The 20740-nt window shown below is 71.3% G+C and carries 11 protein-coding genes, 1 tRNA gene and 12 pseudogenes; 17 read left to right on the top strand and 7 right to left on the bottom strand.

All coding sequences use genetic code 11. The features are described 5' to 3' along the window. Positions 1-543: 543 nt before the first annotated feature. Positions 544-976 (bottom strand): annotated as a pseudogene (locus UK94_RS37780) (alpha/beta hydrolase); the annotation flags it as partial. Position 977: 1 nt separating this feature from the next. Continuing rightward, positions 978-1281, bottom strand: a 304-nt coding sequence (locus UK94_RS37775; RefSeq protein WP_235486378.1) for an alpha/beta fold hydrolase, incomplete at its 3' end; no start/stop codon positions are given. Between the two features lie 260 nt (positions 1282-1541). Here UK94_RS37775 and UK94_RS02710 point away from each other — a divergent pair. Next, a tRNA-Lys gene (locus UK94_RS02710) sits at positions 1542-1614 on the top strand. A gap of 42 nt (positions 1615-1656) precedes the next feature. On the opposite strand, the gene UK94_RS37770 is transcribed toward UK94_RS02710, so the two are convergent. After that, positions 1657-1866 carry a hypothetical protein gene (locus UK94_RS37770; protein ID WP_235486376.1) on the bottom strand — a complete coding sequence of 70 codons (210 nt, stop codon included), beginning with the start codon at positions 1864-1866 and terminating at the stop codon, positions 1657-1659. A gap of 391 nt (positions 1867-2257) precedes the next feature. Here UK94_RS37770 and UK94_RS75705 point away from each other — a divergent pair, with 391 nt between their 5' ends. Both UK94_RS75705 and UK94_RS34300 read left to right on the top strand, forming a co-directional pair. Continuing rightward, positions 2258-2452 carry a hypothetical protein gene (locus UK94_RS75705; protein WP_011601699.1) on the top strand — a complete coding sequence of 65 codons (195 nt, stop codon included), beginning with the start codon at positions 2258-2260 and terminating at the stop codon, positions 2450-2452. Positions 2453-3121: 669 nt separating this feature from the next. Then, on the top strand, positions 3122-3505 hold the full coding sequence (locus UK94_RS34300; protein WP_041938693.1) for a hypothetical protein: 384 nt from the start codon (positions 3122-3124) through the stop codon (positions 3503-3505). A 3444-nt stretch (positions 3506-6949) separates the two neighbouring features. Here UK94_RS34300 and UK94_RS34535 read toward each other — a convergent pair. The 4 genes and pseudogenes from UK94_RS34535 to UK94_RS37760 all read right to left on the bottom strand — a co-directional run. Then, positions 6950-7183 carry a hypothetical protein gene (locus UK94_RS34535; protein WP_041938691.1) on the bottom strand — a complete coding sequence of 78 codons (234 nt, stop codon included), beginning with the start codon at positions 7181-7183 and terminating at the stop codon, positions 6950-6952. 1421 nt (positions 7184-8604) lie between these two features. Beyond that, on the bottom strand, positions 8605-8757 hold the full coding sequence (locus UK94_RS33515) for a hypothetical protein (protein WP_157734089.1): 153 nt from the start codon (positions 8755-8757) through the stop codon (positions 8605-8607). After that, positions 8754-9325, bottom strand: a pseudogene (locus UK94_RS02665) (SDR family NAD(P)-dependent oxidoreductase); the annotation flags it as partial. The gene UK94_RS33515 and the pseudogene UK94_RS02665, both read right to left, overlap by 4 nt. Position 9326: 1 nt before the next feature. Then, positions 9327-9452, bottom strand: a 126-nt coding sequence (locus UK94_RS37760; protein WP_235486373.1) for an SDR family NAD(P)-dependent oxidoreductase, incomplete at its 3' end; no start/stop codon positions are given. 103 nt (positions 9453-9555) lie between these two features. Between UK94_RS37760 and UK94_RS37755 the strand changes: the two are divergent. The 14 genes and pseudogenes from UK94_RS37755 to UK94_RS34530 form a co-directional block, all read left to right on the top strand. Further along, positions 9556-9761, top strand: a pseudogene (locus tag UK94_RS37755) (helix-turn-helix transcriptional regulator); the annotation flags it as partial. A gap of 34 nt (positions 9762-9795) precedes the next feature. Continuing rightward, positions 9796-10309 (top strand): annotated as a pseudogene (locus tag UK94_RS37750) (XRE family transcriptional regulator); the annotation flags it as partial. Positions 10310-11128: 819 nt separating this feature from the next. Next, positions 11129-11381, top strand: a pseudogene (locus UK94_RS37745) (sigma factor); the annotation flags it as partial. 1 nt (position 11382) lies between these two features. Then, the coding region (locus UK94_RS37740; protein ID WP_268761191.1) for a sigma factor-like helix-turn-helix DNA-binding protein at positions 11383-11665 on the top strand (283 nt) is incomplete at its 5' end. A gap of 82 nt (positions 11666-11747) precedes the next feature. Continuing rightward, entirely contained in the window at positions 11748-12737 is a 990-nt protein-coding gene (locus tag UK94_RS02645; protein WP_011601687.1) for a hypothetical protein, read from the top strand. Between the two features lie 690 nt (positions 12738-13427). Next, positions 13428-13742 (top strand): hypothetical protein, encoded by a 315-nt coding sequence (locus tag UK94_RS02640; protein ID WP_011601685.1) that lies wholly within the window; start codon positions 13428-13430, stop codon positions 13740-13742. A gap of 327 nt (positions 13743-14069) precedes the next feature. Beyond that, positions 14070-14774: pseudogene (locus UK94_RS37735) on the top strand (serine/threonine-protein kinase); the annotation flags it as partial. 1 nt (position 14775) lies between these two features. Then, positions 14776-16381, top strand: a pseudogene (locus UK94_RS72655) (NHL repeat-containing protein); the annotation flags it as partial. Between the two features lie 167 nt (positions 16382-16548). Then, positions 16549-16667, top strand: a pseudogene (locus UK94_RS75700) (hypothetical protein); the annotation flags it as partial. 1 nt (position 16668) lies between these two features. Next, positions 16669-17129, top strand: a pseudogene (locus UK94_RS37720) (serine/threonine-protein kinase); the annotation flags it as partial. A 1-nt stretch (position 17130) separates the two neighbouring features. Continuing rightward, a pseudogene (locus tag UK94_RS37715) lies at positions 17131-17230 on the top strand (hypothetical protein); the annotation flags it as partial. A gap of 1 nt (position 17231) precedes the next feature. Further along, positions 17232-17988: pseudogene (locus tag UK94_RS37710) on the top strand (serine/threonine protein kinase); the annotation flags it as partial. 772 nt (positions 17989-18760) lie between these two features. Continuing rightward, positions 18761-19061 (top strand): annotated as a pseudogene (locus UK94_RS37705) (protein kinase); the annotation flags it as partial. Between the two features lie 5 nt (positions 19062-19066). Beyond that, a partial coding sequence (locus UK94_RS34530) for a serine/threonine-protein kinase (RefSeq protein WP_235486275.1) occupies positions 19067-20740 on the top strand: 1674 nt, incomplete at both ends.

The raw sequence follows: 20740 nt of genomic DNA, 5'->3' as shown, positions 1-20740 counted from the left end.
CGCAGCGTCGGGCAGGCGCTCAACGAGGTGCTGTGGGAGGACACGCCGCTGCAGAACATGTCCGGCCGCTGGGCGGNCCGCAGCACCCAGCTCGCCGGCCAGCACATCCAGGCCGGTGACATGCTCGTGCTGAGCTGCGCGGCGGCGAACGGCGACCCGCAGGTGCGGCCGGACTCCTTCGAGGGCCCCGGCGGCAACCACGCCCACATGTCGTTCGGCCACGGCGAGCACCGCTGCCCGTATCCCGCGCAGGAGATCGCCGAGACGATCGTGCGGGGCGCCGTCGAGGTGCTGCTCGACCGGCTGCCCGACGCCGTGCTCGCCGTCTCCCCCGACGCGCTGGTCTGGCGTCCGTCACCGTGGATGCGCGGCCTGTCCGCCCTGCCGGTGCACTTCTCGCCGTCCTGAGCAGCCGAGCCGCCCGGCCGCTGGCCTGCCGAGACGGCCGCCTGCCGAGACGGTGAGCTGCCGAGCTCAGACCTCGCCGGAGCGGGGGGCCAGCGCCCAGGCGAGGGCGAGGTCGGCCACCTCTTCCCAGCCGGNCACGCTGGCCGTCAGGTGCGGACGACCCGGGAACTCGTGGTACGCCGTGATCGCTCCCGACCTGCGCTGGCGGGTGTACGTCTCCCGGCTGACCGACGCCGGGACGGTGTGGTCGGCGCCGTTGCCGAGGACCAGCAGCGGCGCCCGGTCGGCCTTGGTGAAGTCGACCTTGCTCACCGCCTTCGGGTTGACGTTCGCGAACGCGGCCTGCCACAGCGGCCGGCCCGGAGTGGGCACCTGCAGCCGCGCGTACAGCTCATCCGACTCGGCCCGGCTGACCGTGTTCGCGAACGCGTAGAACCACTGGTCCGCGGTCAGCCCGACCAGCCGGCCGCGGGTCGCCGGCTTCGTCAGCACCGGGGCCGACGAGCGCAGCGTGGCCAGCGGCAGCCGCAGCACGCCCTTCACCGGCGCCGGCGAGATCGCCACCCCGNCCGCCCCGAGGCCGCGGTCGAGCAGGAGCTGGACGATCAGCCCACCGAACGAGTGCCCGACGAGGATCGGCGCCTCCGGCAGCGCCGCGACGATCTTCGCGTAGCTGTCCGTCACCTCGGTCACGCCGATGTGGTTGTCGGCGGTCGGCTCGCCCCGCAACGCCTCGAGGTCACGGTCCATCCCCGGCCACTCCGGCGCGAGACCGGTGTGCCCCAGGGCGGCGAACCGGTCGATCCACGGCTGCCAGCTCGCCGACGACAGCCACAGACCGTGGATGAAGACGATCGTGTGCCCCGCACTCACGGCGCTCGGTTCCGACTCGGCGGCCGGGCTGATCTCGCTCACGTGGGCTCCTCGACACTCGCGGATGCTCGGCCCCCGGCCCGCCCCGGTAGCGTGACGCGTCCGGAAACCGGGAGGAGAGGTCGGAGATCGCCATCATCGACGGAAGCGACAGTCCGGCGCACTGTGACCCGTGCCACAGGACGACCGTCCGTCGACTCGCGCCCCCCACGCCCGGAGGCTCCGACGACCACGCCCCATCCGGGTAGGATCGCCCCGCGGGGCCGTTAGCTCAATTGGCAGAGCAGCCGGCTTTTAACCGGCGAGTTCAGGGTTCGAGTCCCTGACGGCCCACCCCGCGGCAGGCGTGTTAGCTGCATGGTTTGCATTTCCTACTTACTCGTTTCGCGTGCGCTGATCGCTGTGGGTGGATTGTGGGTGAGATGGCCGTCTCACCCGCCGCGGAACCGCGTTCGCGACCGTCTCCGCCGCCGCCTGACCCGTCGACCGCAACAGGTGCGCGTACAGCCGAGCGGTGATCGCCGGGGAGCTGTGACCAAGCCTCTTACTCAGCAGCGTGAGATCTCCGCCCTCGGAGAGATGGATGCTCGCCGAGCTGTGCCGGAGGTCGTGNAGCCGCTTGAGGGACAGCAGATCCTCGCCGAGCTCGACGCCGGCCTCCAAGTCGAAAGGCAGCGCCTCGGCGAGGTGCAGCACCGCGCTGGAGCCGCGACGCCGGGTGCAGCCGATCACCTCCACCTGTCCGCACGGCACCCGATCCCGGTAAACCGTCCATATGCCTTCTGGCGCCCGGTACCGCTTGCCGACCGTCGGCGTCTTTGCGCCCCGCTCGGCCGAGCGCACGAGTTGGCAGCACAGCCCCACCCGTCGGGCAATCACCTGCATGTGGCTCGTGACGTATGCCGGCGAGCAGGGCGCCGTTGTTCCACGCCGGTCCGACCGCGTCCCGCTCGGCGTCACGCTCGCGGACCGACGTATGAAATGGCGTGCTGGTTGCATCATCGGGAGCCAGGACGACGGTCTGGGCCGGGTCGAGGGGAGTTTCGACATCTGCGCCGCGGCCGTCGCCGTACCGACCCGACTCCGACTCCTGTCGATGATCTACTTCCGCGGCGGCGCGGCCTACGCCTGCGAACTCACCGAACCCCTCGGCCTCCGCGCCGGACCGTGAGTCGCCACCTGCAGGTCCTCGTCGACGCCGGCCTGATCAGCCGGGACAAGCGCGGTGTCCGGGCCTCCTACCAACCGGCCCCGTTCCCTGCGCCCGCACCGCACTCGGGACCCTTTTCAGCCTCCGATCGGTCGCCGGTGACGCGCGGCCGGGGGCCGCGTGCACTGCTGAACTAATACATCCTCATCACATCAGGTGTCCCTACCGTGGAACCGTGCAATGGAGAGTCGACAAGATCGACAAGTCGTGGTGGAGATTTCTTGGCATAGCGATGATCATCGGTCTGGCTGTGGCACTGCTGTCCGGAGCGGCCGATCACTGTCAATTCCTCAAAGATCTCACGCTTTGGACATCGTGACGCTTTCTGGCGCCCGGCCGAGTGTGGCAGGTGAGGGGAACCGCAGTGCGGTTCGTGTCGCGGCGAGGTTCGGCCGGGCGGGTCAGCGCAGGGCTCAGCGTGAGGATGGGACCAGGGTTTCGCCGACGACGTGGGTCAGGTAAGAGCGTCTGCCAAGCACCCACGCAAGNCGTACCCCAGGGACCTGTCGGACGGCCCGCTGAGCGCTGATCGCACCGACGTTACACAATCAGGACAAGTTAAACGCCCTCGCGGAGGGGGAATGCCGTTCGCGCTCGACGCGGAGTGGCATCGGTGGGCCTTGGATCACCGTGTTCGCGGGCATTGCCGAGCAGGACGCCGACGATCTGATCGGTGGCCCGGCCCGGGACCCGCAGCGCCTCGCCGCCGGGTTCGACCGTCACGACGAGCCGGCGCCCGTCCTGCGCGAACGTCCCGTGCCACCGACGCTCGGCCCCGCCGAGGAGTTCGGCCGCCGGTGGCCGTGGCGCTGGCGGCGGTGCGGCTGGTCCGCGCCGACGCCTGAGCGAGATGTCGGTGCTGCTTACCGCCGCGCGTACTGTAGTACGCCGGGCATTTCACAACAGCCACCGGCCTCACCGCTCCCTGACGTTGCGGGCAAGAACGCCACGGCCGCGGCCATGGTGATCGACGCGATGGACAGGGGCCAGTGGGTTAGGCGCCGCCGGCGGTGACGATGGCGTCGGTGATGAATCCGGCGGCGAGGCCGGCCAGGACTCCGAGGTAGAGCAGCTCACGGCGGCCAGCGCGCGACGCGATGCCGATGAGTTGGATGACGACGTAGAGGATGGAACCGGCGGCGAGGGACAGGAAGATCACGCTGAGCGGGTCGCTGGTGAACTGCCGGCCGATCGCGGTGCCGATGAGGGTGGGTCCGCCGCCGATGAGTCCGGTGAGCAGGAGGAATCCCCAACTGGGCCGGTCGGCGTCGGCGGCGAGCGGGGCGACGATCCCGAATCCTTCGGTGGNGTTGTGCAACGCAAAGCCGATCACGAGGAGGGTCGCCAACGTGATCTCGCCGCGGCCGGCACTGCCTCCGATGGCCAGTCCTTCGCCGAAGTTGTGCAGGCCGATCCCGACCGCGATGGTCAGCGCGAGCCGCCGGGCGGCTGACAGGCCCGTGGTAGCGGGTGGCTGAAGTGTGGCAAGTTCGTCGGCGGCCATTGCCCCGGGCCCGAAGCGCGCCCCGGCGCCCGGCTCCGGCTGCGGCGGGGTGGGCCGGCGCATGAGGACGCGTTCGTAGCCGAGGAGGCTGAGCAGTCCGATGGACAGTCCGCCGAGGAAAAGCGTGCCGTAGCCGAAGACGGGGCCGAGGCCGCCGCTGTGGTCGTGGACCTTGCTCAACGCAGCGTCGAGAGGTTCCCAGGCATGCGCGAGCACATCCCACACGAGGAAGATCAGGATGCCGATGGCGGTCGCGTTCAGGAACTGCCNCACTCCTGGCATCGGGCGACGTAGCCGCCCGATGGGGAGCCCGATCAGGATCGTTGCTCCCGCGATGAACCCCAGTATCAGCGTCCGTGTCTCGCTCACGTTGCCTCCCCGTCAAGTCAGCCGAATGCGGTTGAGATTAGGTAAGGCTTAGCTACGGCGCAAGGAGGGGGGCTGGGAGCATTTCGGCTGGCCTCGGTCGAGTGATGATGTGACCACGCTGCCGGGGTCGCCGGCTTGGACATCGCCAGCAGTTCGGGCCCCGGCGGGTGGGTGTCGTGGTCATGGAGAGAGAGAGGCGGTTAGCGGTTCAAGTCCCCATGCCGGCTCCAGACACACCCCATCTGACCTGCGGATTTGCGGCTACCGAGATCGCCTACGCCGCCAGTTTGCCTGGCGAGCTGCCCGAGTCCGTGGCGGACAATCCCATCGGCATCGACCTCACTCCTGGGGACTACCCGAACGTGGGCGAGCGCCCTCAGACCTCGGGCTCGAGCCGCACTGGGATCCCGGACATGNGGACCATCCCGGTCAGCGCGTCCGTCTCGTCAACGATCGAGGTGAGTCGGTTGACGTCCGNCTCGGTCCAGCCGTGCGGAAGCGACACCGTGCCCGCCCGGATCTCGTCGGTGACCCTGGCCTGTGCGCGGGTCGCGCCATGGGCGCCGAGGACCCGTACCATCACCCCGTCGGTGATCCCGGCGGTCGCCGCGTCGGCCGGGTGGACCAGGAGTTCGGCCTGCGGTGTTGCGCCAGCCTGGCGGACGTCGTGCAGTTGGCTGTTCATCGCCCGCGGCAGNCGGCGCGGGACCAGGAGCAGGCCGTCCGGCGCCACGTCCACGCCCGGTTCCGACGTGAGCAGCTCGGCAAGCTGAGCGAGCAGCGGCGGCGGTGCCAGCCGCCAACGCCCGCCTGGCAGCACATGCCCGGTCACCCAGCCGAACCGCTCCACCGACGAGAGCACGACGGCGGGTGCCTGCGCGAGGGCCTCCGGATCGCGGGACCGGGCGACGATCGGGTCGATGATCGCGTCGTCGTCGGCGGTCTCCCAGGTGAGCCCGCGGGGCAGCACGTCGAGGCCCAGCTGTTCGGCGAGCCGAGCGAACGACCACCAGACCGGCCTGCGCTCGGCCACCGGTGGCACCACCGCGGCGGTGCGCTGTGACATCACCCGGTCGGTGAAGGCGTCGAGCAGGACGGGTACGTCGGCCCGCTCCAGCTGTCCCACACTCGGCAGCACATGCGTGGCCAACCGGGTCGTCTCCGTCTCGACGACATCGGCTACCGCGCACACCTCCAGCGAGCGCAGCGCGGCACGGATCCCGCCGCTGGCGGGGAAGGAGGAGGCGACGTTTCCGCCGACGACGACCAGCGCCCGGACGTTGCCCGCCTCGATCTCCGGGGCGAGCGCGGCGCACGGATACTCACCGAACCGACGAGTCAGCTCCGGCCTGGAACGAGGTCCGGGCTCGATCCTGCCCTCAGGCGGTGACACGGGCAGATCCAACCCGTCGACAGGGCGCAGGAATCCGGGATGGAACCACATGCCGCCCNGCCGGTCGAGGGACCCGGTGACGGTGAGCAGCGCCAGCCGCAGCCACTCGGTGACGTTGGCGGAAGCGGCCATCGTCGCGCCGGTTCCGGTGACAACGGAGATCCGTCCCGCGCGGCGTATCGCGGCGAGCAACTCGTGTAGCTGGTCCACCGACACCCCGGACACGGCGGCGGCACGCTGCGCGTCCAGCGGCGACACCGCCCGGGCGAGGTCGTCGACGCCCGAGGCGTGCGCGCGCAGGTACGCCTCGTCGGCGCCGTCGGCGAGCAGCTCACGGACCAGAAAGCCGAGGACGAACGGATCGCTACCGGGGCGGGTCTGCAAGTGGCGGGTAGCCATCCGGGCCGTCTCGGTACGTCGTGGGTCGAGGACCCACAGCTCGCCGCGCTCGCGTTGCGCCCGTAGCCGCGCCCGGGGGTTGGACATCGACGTGGTGTGACCATGGGAGACGATCGGATTGATACCGACCAGCAGCGACAGACGGCACTCCTGGTCGTCGTCGACCAGGTTGAGCCACGGCCAGCCTCCCACCATCTCGGCTGTCAGCGGTTTGGCCGGGCTGTCGATCGTGAGCGAGGAGTACTTCTGCCGCGTGCCCAGCCGGTCGAAGAACCGTTCAGCGGTCCGCCTGCCCGCGGCGTCGAACGCGGCGCCGGTGGCGTAGAAGACGGCCACGGCGTCGGGCCCGTGCTCCGCCACGATCCCGGCGAGACGCCCACCGAGGTCTGTGAGCAGGGTGTCCCAGTCCACCGGCCGCTGCGTGCCATCCGCGTCGCGCAGCAGCGGCTGCTCCAGGCGCAGCGGGTGGTGGTGCAGCGCCGGTAAGGCGCGACCCTTGGCACAGGTGTAACCCTTGGACACAGGATGCTCGGCATCACCGCGGACCTGGCGTACGACAGGCGAGGCCGGATCGCCATCGACCGTGACCAGGGTGCCGCACTGGGCGATGCAGATGCGGCAGTAGGTGCGGACCTCTCGGACAGGTGTACCCATGCGAAGGGACTCCTCAGGGGCTTGAGTCGGCGGTGACCGCCGCGCGGCAGCCCGNCCGTCACCTGACGATGATCTCACCTCACGGCGCAGTAGCGTAGGCCCGTTGTCGAGCCGACTCCAGCGGTCCGCCGCCCGAGGATCACCAATCCTGGGGCGCCGGTGCCGGACTCACCGGCAGCGATTGACGTTCGTTCTTCGTGGCCTTCGTCGCGGCCAGCGGGAATGTGACGCCGGTCAGCTCCTCGGAGACCGTCCACAGGCGACGGGCGAGCGCGCCGTCCCGGGCGGCTCTCGACCGGCCGACGAGCTTCGGCGCACCGCGCCCCTGCAGGAAGCCGCCCGGGCCGGCGTAGCGGCCGCCCTGGCCGATCACGTGTGCGAGCAGGGCGGCGAGGTCCCAGCCGTCGCACGGGGTGGGGCGACGAAGGCCGGCGGCGACGGCCTGAGGGAATGGACGAGGCTCAGTGGCTACAGGATGACCAGTGTCGCCAGTGCGATGCTGTTGTCGATGCCTGTCGTCAAGCACTGGACCAGGTCGAGCTGCGGGATCTGGATCGTCTCGACGGCCCTCCTGCCCGCGAACTCGCCGGAGGTGATCGTCCCCGTCAGGGTGACCAGGGACGCGGCCGGGAGCGTCTGGATCTGCGCGGTGAAGGTGAAGGTGCTACTCCGTCCGTCGCTCCAGACGATCACTCGGCTGCCCGGGCCGTTGAACAGGGCCTGCACACACGAGGCACCCGGCCGGTCGAAGACCTCCGTATAAGTCGCGGACGTGATGCCCTTGCCGGGCGCCACGCACAGGCCCGGGTTCCCGGCCGAGCCGAGGAGGCTGTTGATCGTGACCGTGGTGTCATGNGGGGTGAGGGTCAGCCCGGGGCTGTAGCTGACCGCTTCCTGCCCCGTGCAGGTGACACGAGCGAGGGCGGCCGAGGCAGCGACGGGCGCGAACCACAGGTCGGCCGCGACAGCGGCGACGGTGAAGGCACCGGCGAGCGCGCGCCGGGGAGACAGCAAGCGTCTCACGACTACTCCTGTTTCTAGGCCTCCGATTTTTCGGAGTAGGTGGAAATTGTTCTTCTGGCACATCTTCCTGGCTGCGCCACAAACCCCCCGTAAACAGACACACGCAGCCCGGGTCGTCGGGAATCCCCTGCATTCAAAGAAACCGCCACGTGATGACAGGAGTGGCGTGCGCGTTCAAGNTAGGGCGTCGGGCGCCCCAGCGTCCAGAGTCCCGTCGAACGAGTCGGGCCGGACGGTGACCCGAATGTCGTAATCGCACGCTGGCCGCCCGATAAGCTGCCGGAAGCAGCGTCCACAGCCTTCGACCTCCTCCGAGGAGGATCGACCACCCGCCGACCTGACGGACAGCGCCGAAGACTTAAGTCATCGACCTCCACCTGGTAGCGAAGGCGTACCTGTGCTGAACCACGTTGACAGGTCGATCCGCTCGGCACGACGGGCCAGCATGTGGTGCCGGTACTTCCCGTGCTCCACCTCGCGCACCAGCGTGAAGCCCTGCTGCTGGTAGTAGGCGGCCAGACCGGNCCACAGACAGTCTCGGCGGACCCAGCCGGCGCCACGCCGCGCAGCCTGGTCCACCGCCCACAATGCGATCAACGCGCCGAACTTCCGGTCCCGGTACGCCGGATCGGTCACCGTCGTGTTCAGGTACAAGGTACCTCGCCGGTCAGCGGCGGTTGCCTTCCGCATCACCAACATGGCGCACATCATCGCTCCCGCCGACCTCGGGAACCACGGTGCGTCCCCCGACGCAGAGCCTACCCGAGCCGCTCAATGCACGATCTCACCGTCGGACAACATCCCGCGCTGCGGCGGGTGTTTGCCCATCTCGCCGAGGAATCCTTCGAGGAACGATTCGAATTCGGCGTCACGAAACTCCTGGTCCACTGTGGACGCATGCCGGGTGCACGGGCTGGTGGTCACCAGGGGACGACGCCGTCTCGGTTGACGTAGGCTCCGGTCGGGCCGTCCGCGGGAAGCGTCGCCAGTTCGACGATGGCGTCAGTGCCCTCTTGCACGGTCTGGATGCCCCGGAAGTTGTTGAGGTCGGTCGCCGTCCAGCCAGGATCGGCGGCATTGACCCTCATATCGGGCAACGCGTGCGCGTAGAAGACCGTCAGTTTGGTCAATGCGGTCTTGGTCGCCGCATAGATCGGGGGCACATACTCCGGATCCCACCAGCTGTTCTTCTCGGTCAGCGCGAAAGAGCCCGTTCCGCTGGAGACGTTGACGATGCGCGGGTTGTCGCTGGCGCGCAGCAGCGGCAAAAAGGCGGTTGTCACCCGCACGACGCCCAGCAGGTTCGTGTTGAAGACACCCGCGACGTCGGCCGCGGTGGCCTGGTCGATCGGAATCGACGGCCCGTTGATGCCCGCGTTGTTCACCAGTACGTCGAGTCGTCCGTATTGATCGCGGACCCAGGAGGCGGCCAGCGCCACGCTGTCCTCGTCGGTGACGTCGAGATGTACGAACGGGACGGCCAGCTCTCCTGNGGCAGCCTGGCCGCGTTCAGGATCGCGTGCGGCGAGCAGCACCGTGTGTCCCGCCTCGCGCAGTCGGCGGGCACTCTCGTAGCCGAGGCCCTTGTTGGCCCCCGTGATCAAGGTGATCGTGTCCATGCCGGTGAGTCTGTCGGGATCGACCGCACCCGAGGAAGGTACGGCTCGTGGGTGGGACTGACAGCACCAGTCAGCCGGTCCGCCGTAGCGCCATACTGGTTCCGTGTCGAGTGAGTTCGGGTTGCTGCTGCGCGGATGGCGGGACCGCACCAGTCCAGCGTTCGTCGGCGCGATCGAAACGAACCGGCGCTCGCCGGGACTGCGCCGCGAGGAACTCGCCGCGCTAGCCGGTCTCTCGGTGGACTATCTGGTGCAGCTGGAGCAGGGCAGGGCGGCTCGGCCCTCACCGCAAGTGGTCGCGGCGCTGTGNCGAGCGCTGCGCCTGGCCGAGGACGACGCCGCCTTGCTGCACCAAGCCGCCGGTCTCGCTATACCGAAAGGCGCGGTCAGCACCGAAATTCCGTCCGGAATCGAGCGTCTACTCCAGCGCCTCGACGACTGGCCAGTCGCCGTCTACTCCGTCGACTGGTGGCTGCTGCGCTGGAACCGCCTGTGGGCCGCGCTTCTCGGCGACCCGGGCGCTTTGCTCGGCCGAAGCCGCAACCTGATCTGGCACGAGTTCACCGACACTCCGTCTCGGGTCGCGTTGGCCCCGCCCGAACGTGACGCCTTTCGCGATGCCCTGGTAGCCGATCTTCGAGTAGCCTCCATCGAATATCCTCACGACCCTGGTGTGCGGCAACTGGTAAACGAACTTCGCACCCGCAGCACCGACTTCGTGAGTAGGTGGATCGCCGGTCGCCCCGTCCGGCATCAAACCGCCCGCAAACGCATCGAGCAGCCTCACGTCGGTCACCTCACGCTTGACAGCGATGTTCTACAAACCCCCGGAAGCGCTCTCCGAATCATCGTCTACTNCGCCGAGCCGGGCAGTCAGGACGCCAGCCGCCTCGACCTNCTCCGAGTGCTCGGTACCGAGGCTTTCGCTCACTGAGTGACTGTATTGGATCTTGATTCTTCTGTGTTGATTGTGGTCGTCGGGCTGGGGGGCTGGCGTGTTGGGGTGATCGGTGGGGCTGGGGTCGCGACGGTCGGGTCATGCCTCGTTCTGACCCGTATCCCGCCGATCTGTCCGACGCGGAGTGGGCATCAACAACGTTGCGATGGCACTTGCCGCCGAGCATCTCGGGACCATGGCATGGGACGACCGGGGCGGGACGGCGGCCTCCCGGGCCACCGGCCGGTCGGAGCTGGTCACCGTTCCGGTGGGCCACAGCGACACGCTGCGCGAGCTGGCAATCGACGAGGTGAAGGCCAGCGACCTCACCCGCTCCGCCGTCCTGCAGCCNTTCCAGAACGTCTCGGGNGGGTCCTCGCCATGATGGAAGCCGAACGTGTCGGCTGGGTGCCACTGCNCTGTCAACAGTGCCCTCCTGCGATGGCCGTTCAGATGGGGCTCCATCATCTGCGCGGTGAGCGAGAGCGCGGAGATGAGCGCAGGTGGTGAGGCCGCAACCCGTGGGATTCCGCGACAGTTGCCGGCCACCGCGGAGTCGGTGCCCACCGCCGCCGGCGTACCGGTGATACCGGCTCCGCCGACACCGATCAGGCGTACCTTCGGCGGCNCCAGTACCCCGTTCCGAGACGGCCCCGACACCGATCCTCCTCCCACCACGGAGCCGGATCTCTCCTCGGCGGTCAGCGGAGCGCAGCGGGGAGACGAGGCGTCCTTCCGGCTGATCTACCGGACGGTCCAGCCGGGTCTGCTGCGATACCTGCGGGTACTGGTGGGCGACGACGCGGAGGATGTCGCCTCCGAGGCGTGGCTGCAGATTGCTCGTGACCTGCCGACGTTCCGCGGGGACGCCGATGGTTTCCGCGGCTGGGCGGCCACGATCGCGCGTCACCGGGCGCTCGACCACCTGCGCAGACGGGGTCGCCGCCAGCGGGAGGACGTCCCGGTCGAGCTGGTGACGGCGCAGCTGGCCGNCCCTGACGACACCGCAGGCGAAGCGTTGGAGGCGATGTCCACTGAGGCGGCCCTGCGTCTGATCGCGGGCCTGCCGTTGGACCAGGCCGAGGCGGTGCTGCTGCGGGTGGTGATGGGGTTGGACGCGAAGACCGCGGGACGGGTCCTGGGCAAGCGGGCCGGTGCGGTGCGTACCGCGGCGCATCGGGGGTTGCGCAGGCTCGCCGAACAGCTCGGTGCGGTCGAACACCTCGGTGCGCGAGGGGATCAGCAGGACCGGTCGGCCAGGAGCAGACGAACATGATCGGGATATCGGCGTGCAGCGATGACCACGGGTTTCGGTCGGGTGTAACACCGGCGAGGACTTCGACGCTGAAGGACGTGAGATGAGCACATACCGACCTCGTCCGGACGGTCGGGTCGACGCGGAGCGGCTGCTTCGCGGCGACCCGGTCAACGCCGGGATCGGTACGGATCCCCTTGCCGATCTGCTTGCCGCCGCGTCCGCTCCGGCCCGCGACGGGGAGCTCGACGGTGAGGAGGCGGCGGTGGCCGCCTTCCGGGAGGCGCGTCTCGTTCACGTCCCCCAGCCGCGGAGAAAATCGATGTTGAAGTTGATGCTCGCGAACGCCCTGACCGCGAAGATCGCCGCCGCGGCGGTCGGAGCCACCGTCCTCAGCGGCGCTGCCGTGGCCGCCAGCACCGGAGTACTCCCGCTCACCGGTGGAGGCGGCCGCACCGTGTCGGCCACGGGTACGCCGTCCGCCACGGTGACCACCCCGGTGGTCGCCGTGGCGAGCCCCGGCGCCGCCGTCTCGGCGTCGCTGCTCGCGCTGTGCCACACCTACACGGCGACCGCGGCGAGCGGCGCCAGCACGGCTCTTGACTCCCCGGGTATGACTGCCCTGGTCACCGCAGCCGGCGGTCGCGACAAGGTAGGCCCCTTCTGCGTGCGGGCACTACAGGCTCAGGTCGACGCCACGGTCGCACCGGGCGCGCAGGCCGATACCCGTCTCGACCCGGGCGGTGTCGGGGCCGGCGCCGCAGTGGGGCCGAACGCGGCGGTGGGCGCGACCGCGGGGCCGGGTAGCGCCGGGGCCGGCGCTCGCGTCGGAGCGGGCACCGGGGTGGGCGCCCAGGCGGGGCAAAGCGGCACGGGTGTTGGCGCCACCGCGCCGGGCGCGGGTGTCGGCGCCAGTGCCGGACCGGGCGGCCTCGGTCTCGGTGCCAGCGCGCCGGGCACCGGGGTGGGCGCGCAGACGGGGCAAAGCGGCGTGGGTCTCGGCGCCACCGTGCCAGGAGCCGGTGTCGGCGCCAGTGCCGGACCGAACGGCCTCGGTCTCGGGGCCAGCGCGGCTCCGACGCCTCGCCACTGACCCTCAGGACCACTGACCCTCAGGACCACGGACCCTCAGGACCGCTGACCCCGGAGCCTGGCCGTCAAGCCGCTGGCCATCGGAGCCCACACCGCAACCGGTAGGCATCTGCCAGACAGCCGGGCACCGCAGCCGACCTGCCGCCGTGGACATGACCCCCCGGCGGCGGGTCTCCCGCCGCGGCAAGCCCGAGTTCGCCGGCTGCGGGTCGGGTGACGGGACTGGCCGCGGTGGCCGAGCTGGTCGACCGGCTCGGTGTCGTCGAGACGCTCGACGAGCGGGTCGGCCCGGTCAAACAGCCGGCGCCGGGGCTGACCGGCGGGGAGCTGCTGGTCGGGACGGCGAGCGGGCAGATGGCGAGGCCGGCGTCGCCGTCGGGGTTGGACCGGCTGCGGCGACGCCCCTCGGGGGGNGGAAAGATCCCCGCGCGGGCGGGGACGACGATCCCCCCGAGCGCTTTGGCGTCCGCGACGCCAGCCTTTACACCCACATCCGGGGGCTTGCCGACCTGCAGGAGCGCGTGGCGATGCTCGCGCTCGGCGAATGGGCCGACACGCTCGGCGCAGCCATTGCCGGACGATCCGGCCGCACCGCCCTCAGCGCCTTCGCGGAGCGGTCCGGACGGCCGCGCGGACCAACGGCCCGGCCGCGGCGGCACGGCTCATGACCGCCGCCATGACGACCCCCGCCATGACGACCCCCGCCACGACGACGCCCAGCGCCGACGCCACCCCCGCGAAGCTGCACCACCCCGGCGCCTGGTTCGACGGCTACGCCGACACGCAGCCCGAACCCCCGACCCCGGAACTCCTGGAGCTGTTCATCCGCCTCGCCGACCTACACCTCGACGACCACAGCATCGGCTCCGCCCTCGAGGACATGCTGATCACCCCGCTCGATCAGGCTCTGAGCACGCACAGCCCAACACGGTCGGGCACCTTGACCACCCTGACGGTGACCGACGTGGCCCGCGAGTACGGCGCCTGGACGGTGTCACTCGCCTGACCAGCGCGAAACGCTCGCTCACCCGGTTGGCGATGCTCGATCTTGGGCCAAGGCGTGGCGGCCCAGGCGTCATCCTGACCGCCGTCTGACCGCCGTGCCGGTCTGGCGGCATCCCGGCGCCATCGCCGCCCGTCCCCCCGGCAGCCGGCCGCAGGCACGCGTGGGAGTGGCAAACAGGCGACAAGCGTCCCGTGCGCGCGGAGATCNGTTGTGTCATGGTGTGGTCCCCTCTTGGGGTAGCGGACGGAAAGTAGGCGCAACTTCGCGCGGGCCAGCGTGCGCCAGACATGGACGACGTGGTGNTGGGGACGCGGCCGAGGAGAGGACATGCCGGCAGTCGACCGTGACAGCGTCATCGCCGCGCTGCCCGACTACACCGTCGGTCGGGAACTTGGGATGGGCGGGTACGGCCGGGTGCTCGCCGGGCATCACCATCCGCTCAACCGCGACGTCGCCATCAAGATCCTCTCGCTGCGGGCGGTCCACGGGGAGAGCGCGACGGAGGACTTCCGCACCGAGGGCCGCCTGCTGAGCCGGCTTGACCATCCGCACATCGCCCAGGTCTATGACTTCGTCTCGCGCGGCGACGTCCGCCTGCTGGTGATGGAGCTGCTCTCCGGCGGCAGCCTGACCCGCCAGCACCTGTCCGGGCCCGACGCCTGCGCGGTCGGCCTCGCTGTCGCGGACGCGCTCGTGCAGGCGCACGGGCTCGGCGTGCTGCACCGGGACATCAAGCCGGACAACATCCTGTTCACCACCGCCGGCCAGCCCAAGCTGACCGACTTCGGCATCGCCAGGATGTTCGACGACCCGGCGACCGTCGCCCGCGGTGTCATCGGCACTCCCCGGTACATGGCCCCCGAGCAGATCCGCGAGGCCGCGCTCGGCCCGGCGACCGACCTGTACGCCCTCGGTGTGACCCTGTACGAGCTGATGACCGGCGGCCCGCTGTTCCCGCCGGAGCTGTCGGTCCCGGAGCTGCTGCGCCACCACTGCGAGGTGCCGGCGCCGGTTCCCGTCACCGTGCCCGAGNCGATCGGCCGGGTGGTGCTGCGCGCCCTGGCGAAGGATCCGGCGGCCCGGCCCCCGTCCGCCCGCGCCTTCGCCGCCGACCTCGCCGCCGCCGCCCGGGTCGTGTACGGGCCCAACTGGCTGCACCGCGCCGGCGTCGTCGTTCGGATCATCGAGGACGCCGGGGATCCCCCGACGGCGACCGCGACCGCCGCGGGGCCCGCGACCACCGTCGCGGCCGGGGTCACGGCGGATGCCGACCTGACCCGCCGGGTGGGGACACCGCCGCCGATGCCGATGCCGGCGTACGGCCCGGATGGATCGGCGGCGGTGCCCTGGTACGGGGCCGAGTCGGGGGACGGCGGCGGCCTCGGCCCGGCAGGCGTCCTGGCATCTCCACCCCAGCCGGGCGGTGCGGACCCGGGCTCGGGCGGTTCGGGGGCCGACGGTTCGGGCGTCGACGGGTCGGAATCCGGTGGTCCGGCGTCCGACGGGTCGGCGGGCGAGGTGTCCCGCGCCGACCCGCCGACGCGTGTGCGCCGCCGATGCCGCCGGCCGGCGGCGGCCGCCACCGGCGTGCTGGCCCTGGTCGCGGCGACGAGCCTCTATCTGACCTGGGGCGGCTCCTCGTCACCGGTGTCGCGGCCGGCCGTCTCCGGAACACTCCCGACGCCGAGATCACCGCAGGTCACCAGCGATCCGGGGGCCCGGATCCTGCCGGTTGCCGGCACCGGAGCCAGGGGCAGCCCCGTCGATGGCGCGCTCGCGCTGCGGACCAGTCTCGCTGATCCGTTCGGCCTCACCGCCGACGCGTTCGGCAACCTGTACTTCGCCGACTTCGGCAGCAACCGGGTGATGCGGATCAACGCCGCCGGGGTCATCACGACCATCGCGGGCACCGGCGTCGCGGGGTTCTCCGGCGACGGCGGCCCGGCCGTGGCCGCCCAACTCGACCAGCCGGCGGGGATCGCGCTGGACAACCGCGGCGACCTCTACATCGCCGACAGGCTCAACCACCGCATCCGCCGGGTCGACCCGAGGGGGATCATCACCACCGTCGCCGGGATCAATGACCACTTCATCGTCGGCGACCCCGTCGGCTACTCCGGCGCCGGCGCCGGCGACGGCGGCCCGGCGCTCGCGGCCCCGTTGTCCTTCCCGACCGCGGTCGCCACGGACGACGCCGGTGACCTGTTCATCGCCGACCAGGGCGAGAACCGGATCCGCAAGGTCGACGCCCGCGGCATCATCAGCACCTTCGCCGGATCCAGCGGCCGGGGTTCGTTCGGCGACGGCGGCCCGGCGACGGATGCCCTCCTCGACGTCCCGTTCGGCGTCGCCGCGGACGCCGCGGGCGATGTCTACATCGCCGACACCGACAACTCCCGCATCCGCAAGGTCGACACCCACGGCGTCATCACCACCGTCGCCGGCAACAGGTTGCGCGGTTTCGCCGGCGACGGCGGCCCGGCGGTGAAGGCGTCCCTGCAGGATCCCCGCGGCATCGCGGTGGACGCCGTCGGCAACCTCTACATCACCGACCGGGGGAACAGCCGCATCCGCAAAGTCGACACCCACGGCATCATCACCACCCTCGCCGGCTCCGGCCGCCCCGGCTCCGCCGGGGANGGCGGCCTGGCGGGCAACGCCGAGCTGGGCCGGCCGGACGGCGCTGTCGGCGTCGACCACGAGGGCAACGTGTTCTTCTCCGACCGGGCCAGCGGGCGGATCCGGGTGGTGGTGCCGTCGCATCCCCTCCCCTCGACGCCCGCGTCCACGAGAGGGTGAGCAGNCCGTGCCAGTGATCGACCGTGACCGGGTGGTCGCCGCCCTGCCCGGCTACACGGTGGGAGAGGAGCTGGGTTCCGGCGGCTACGGGCTGGTCCTCGCCGGCCGGCATCTGGACCTCGGCCGNGACGTCGCCATCAAGGTGCTGTCGACCGCCGCCGCCGGCCGGCCCGACGTGGCCGCCGGGTTTCGCACCGAGGCCCGGCTGCTGGGCCGGCTCGAACATCCGCACATCGTGCAGATCTACGACTACGTCGATCACGGCGACCTCTGCCTGCTGGTGATGGAGGTGCTCTCCGGCGGTACCCTCACCCGGCAGCAGCTCGGCCAGCAGTCCGCCTGCGCCGTCGCCCTGGCCGTCGCCGACGGGCTCGCCGCCGCCCACGAGGCCGGGGTGCTGCACCGGGACGTGAAACCGGACAACGTCCTGTTCACCATGGCCGGTCAGCCGAAGCTCACCGACTTCGGCATCGCGAAGATCTTCGACGGCACCGCGTCCACCGCCAGCCGGGTGGTGGGCACCGGCCGGTACATGGCCCCCGAGCAGATCCTCGGCGGGCGGCTGAGCCCCGCGACCGACCTGTACTCNCTCGGGGTGCTGCTCTACGAGCAGCTCACCGGGGGGCCGATGTACGGCCCGGGGCTGTCCATCACCGACCTGTTCCGCCACCACCAGGAGGTCATGCCGGNACCGCCGCCGGGAGTGCCCGAACCGGTTGCCCGGGTGGTGATGCGGGCGCTGGCCAAACAGCCGCAACAGCGCCAGCCGAACGCCCGGGTCTTCGGCCACGCGCTCGCGCTGGCCGCGCGCCAGGCGTATGGCCGGGACTGGACCGCCGGCACCGGGATCGTCCTGCACCTGCCCGACGAGCTGCGCGAGCCGACCCGGCATCGCCCACGCCGGTCCCGGATCCCCGCCGCCGCCGACGGGACCGGGGTCGACGGGTGGGGTTCGGACGGGACGGGGGAACACCGTCGCCGGCCGCGCCGGCGGGTCTGGCTCCCGGCCGCCATCGTCGTCGTGCTGGCTGCCGCCGGCGGGATCACGTTCGCGGCCACCCGCGGCTCCGGACCCGAACCGCTGCCGGCCTGGGTACCGAGGACGCTGGCGGTCGGGCAGATCGGGGGGGCCGTCGGCACGGGAAACGACGGGTTCTCCGGCGACGGCGGCCGGGCCGCCGGCGCCGGGTTGAACAAGCCGGACGCGATGGCCGTCGACACCGCCGGCAACCTCTACATCGTCGACAAGAGCAACCAGCGGGTCCGCCGGGTCGACCGCGACGGCGTCGTCACGACCGTGGCCGGCAACGGCATCAGGGGGTTCACCGGCGACGGCGGTCCGGCCATCCGGGCGGAGCTCGCCGATCCCGCGGGCATCGCCGTCGACGCCGCCGGCGACATCTACATCTCCGACCAGGGCAACCAGCGGGTCCGGCGGGTGAACCCGNCCGGAGTGATCACCACCTTCGCCGGCACCGGGGNGTTCGGGTTCTCCGGGGAGAACGGCCCGAAGATCGGCGGATTCTCCGGCGACGGTGTGCTCGCCCGGCAGGCCATGCTCGACGAGCCGAGCGCGTTGTGGGTCGACCGGGCCGGCAACGTGTACATCTGCGACGGCTCGAACGACCGGATCCGGAAGGTCGACACCGCCGGGGTCATCTCGACGGTCGTCGGTTCCGGCGGAGACGGGTTCGGCGGCGACGGCGGGCCTGCGACCGCCGCCCGGCTGCAGTGGCCCGAGAGCCTCGCGGTGGATGTCGCGGGCACCATGTACGTGACCGACCAGGGTAACAACCGGGTGCGTCGGATCGACACCCACGGGATCATCACCACCGCTGCCGGCACCGGCACCATGGGGTTCTCCGGCGACGGCGGACCGGCCACCAGGGCGGCGATCCACACGGTCGGCGCGGGGGTGACGGTCGACGACGCCGGCAACATCTACCTGGCGGACCCCCAGGTCAACCGGATCCGGCGGATCGACACCCACGGCATCATCACGACCATCGCCGGTACCGGGGTGGCTGGCAACGCGGGGAACGGCCAGCGGGCCCTCGACGCCNCAATCAGTTATCCGTCGAGCCTCCTGTTCTACCGGGGATATCTGTTGGTGTCCGAGGTGAACGGCTCGCGGATCCTGGCCATCGCGCTGGGGCCGGCATCCCAGGGGGCCCACCGCCGATGAGCGCCGGGCGCCGGGCGGCGGGGAAGGGGCGCCGGTGGTAGCCGTCGACCGCGACCGGGTGCGGGCCGCGCTGCCCGGTTACACCATCAGCGGCCAGCTCGGCACCGGCAGTTCCGGGCTGGTGCTGGCCGGGCACCACCGGGACCTCGACCGGCCGGTCGCGATCAAGGTGCTGTCCACGGCCGCCACCGACCCGGCGGCGGTGGACGCCTCCCGCGCCGAAGCCCAGATGTTGGGCCGGCTGGACCATCCACACATCGTCCGCATCCACGACTTCGTCGTCCGAGACGACCTGTGCCTGCTGGTGATGGAGCTGCTGCCCGGTGGACCGGTGGNCCNNCGCCGGCTCAGCCCGCCGGCGGCGTGCGCGGTGGGGCTCGCGGTGGCCCACGCGCTGTCACAGGCCCACCGGTTCGGCATTGCGCACCGTGACGTGAAACCGGCCAACATCCTGTTCACCGGCTCCGGCCTGCCGAAGCTCACCGACTTCGGCATCGCGAAGATCCTCGAGGGGACGGCCGGCGAGGCCAGCCGGCTCGCCGGCACCCCCCGCTACATGGCCCCCGAACAGATCCGCCGCGGCAGGCTCAGCCCCGCCACCGACGTCTACGGGCTCGGCGTGGTGCTCCACGAGCTACTGCGCGGCGAGTCGATGTTCCCCCGCGGCCTGCCGGTGTCCGAGCTGTTCCGCTGGCATCTGGAGGTCGAGCCGCCACCGCTGCCCGCCGTCCCGCCGGCCCTCGGTGAGGTGGTGGCGCGGGCGCTGGCCAAGGATCCCGCCGCGCGCCACCCGACCGGCCTGGACCTCGCCCGCGAGCTGGCTGTGGCGGCCGGCGCCGCATTCGGCCCGCGGTGGCTGCACGGCTGCGGCGTCACCGTGCGGGTCGTCGACGATCTCGTGGAGCAGCCGTCGCCCCCGGCCGGCCGGGATCTGGCCGGCCGGGACCTGGCCGGCCCGACATCTCTTCCGACCCCGCTCCCGCTGCCGACCCCGGCTTCGACCCCGCGGTCGGACTCGACCACGGCCTCGATCCCGGCCGCGGTTCCGACGTCGGCCTCGGATCGGTCCACCCTGGCCGGGCCGTCGCCCGGCTCCGTGCCGCTCGGCGTGGTCAGGCCCGGGGCCTTCCGGCCGGGTGGGTTCCGGCCCGGTGGGGCCGATGCCGCCGCCCCGGTAACGCCGCCGCCCGCAGTGCGGCCTCTCAGGCGGCAGCGGCTGGCGGTCACCGTTGCGGCCACGGCCGCCACCATGGTCCTGGGCCTGATCGCATGTCTCGTCATCCCGGGTGGCTCCGCGTCGTCACCGCGCTCGGGGGCGACGACTACCGCGGCGGTCGGCGACGCCGGTGTCACACCCCCGGGCCCGGACGGCGTGGCGGCCATCAACGAGTTCAAGGACCTGACGGTGGACGCGGCCGGCAACGTGTACCTGGCCGATCAGGCCGATCCGCGGATCCGCCGGATCGACCGGCGGGGTTACGTGAGCACTGTCGCGGGCAGCGGCGAGACCGGTACCTCCGGCGACGGCGGTCCGGCCCTGCAGGCCGCCTTCCAACGGCTCGGCAGCGTGGCGGTCGATGCCGCCGGAAACATCTACATCTCGGACGAGAGCAACCGCGTCCGCCGGGTGGACACCCACGGGACCGTCACCACGATCGTCGGCACCGGCGATGACGCCGACACCGGCGACGGTGGTCCGGCCATCCAGGCCGCGCTGGACTTCGCGACCACCGAGAAGATCAGCGTCGACGTCGCCGGCAACCTGTACATCTGTGTGCTGGACGGACTCCGCCGGGTCGATCGGGCCGGGATCATCACCACGCTGATCAAACGTGGCACCGGGCTCTCCCCGAGCCCGCCCGGCGACGGCGGTCCGGCGAGCGCCGGCCGGCTGCAGGCCACCACCGCAGCCGTCGCGGACCGTTCCGGCGATCTCTACATCGCCGACTCGGAAGCCAACCGGATCCGCCGCATCGACTCCCGGGGCATCGTCACGACGGTCGCTGGTACCGGG

The organism is Frankia sp. AvcI1 (assembly GCF_001420875.1).
In the GTDB taxonomy this organism is placed as follows: Bacteria; Actinomycetota; Actinomycetes; order Frankiales; family Frankiaceae; genus Frankia; species Frankia alni.
This window is presented reverse-complemented; position numbering and strand designations above follow the sequence as displayed.

Coding starts and splice junctions, on each gene's coding strand:
- UK94_RS02645 (WP_011601687.1), top strand. CDS start 11,748: ATGAGCACATACCGACCTCGTCCGGACGGTCGGGTCGACGCGGAGCGG.
- UK94_RS75705 (WP_011601699.1), top strand. CDS start 2,258: ATGAAATGGCGTGCTGGTTGCATCATCGGGAGCCAGGACGACGGTCTG.
- UK94_RS02640 (WP_011601685.1), top strand. CDS start 13,428: ATGACGACCCCCGCCACGACGACGCCCAGCGCCGACGCCACCCCCGCG.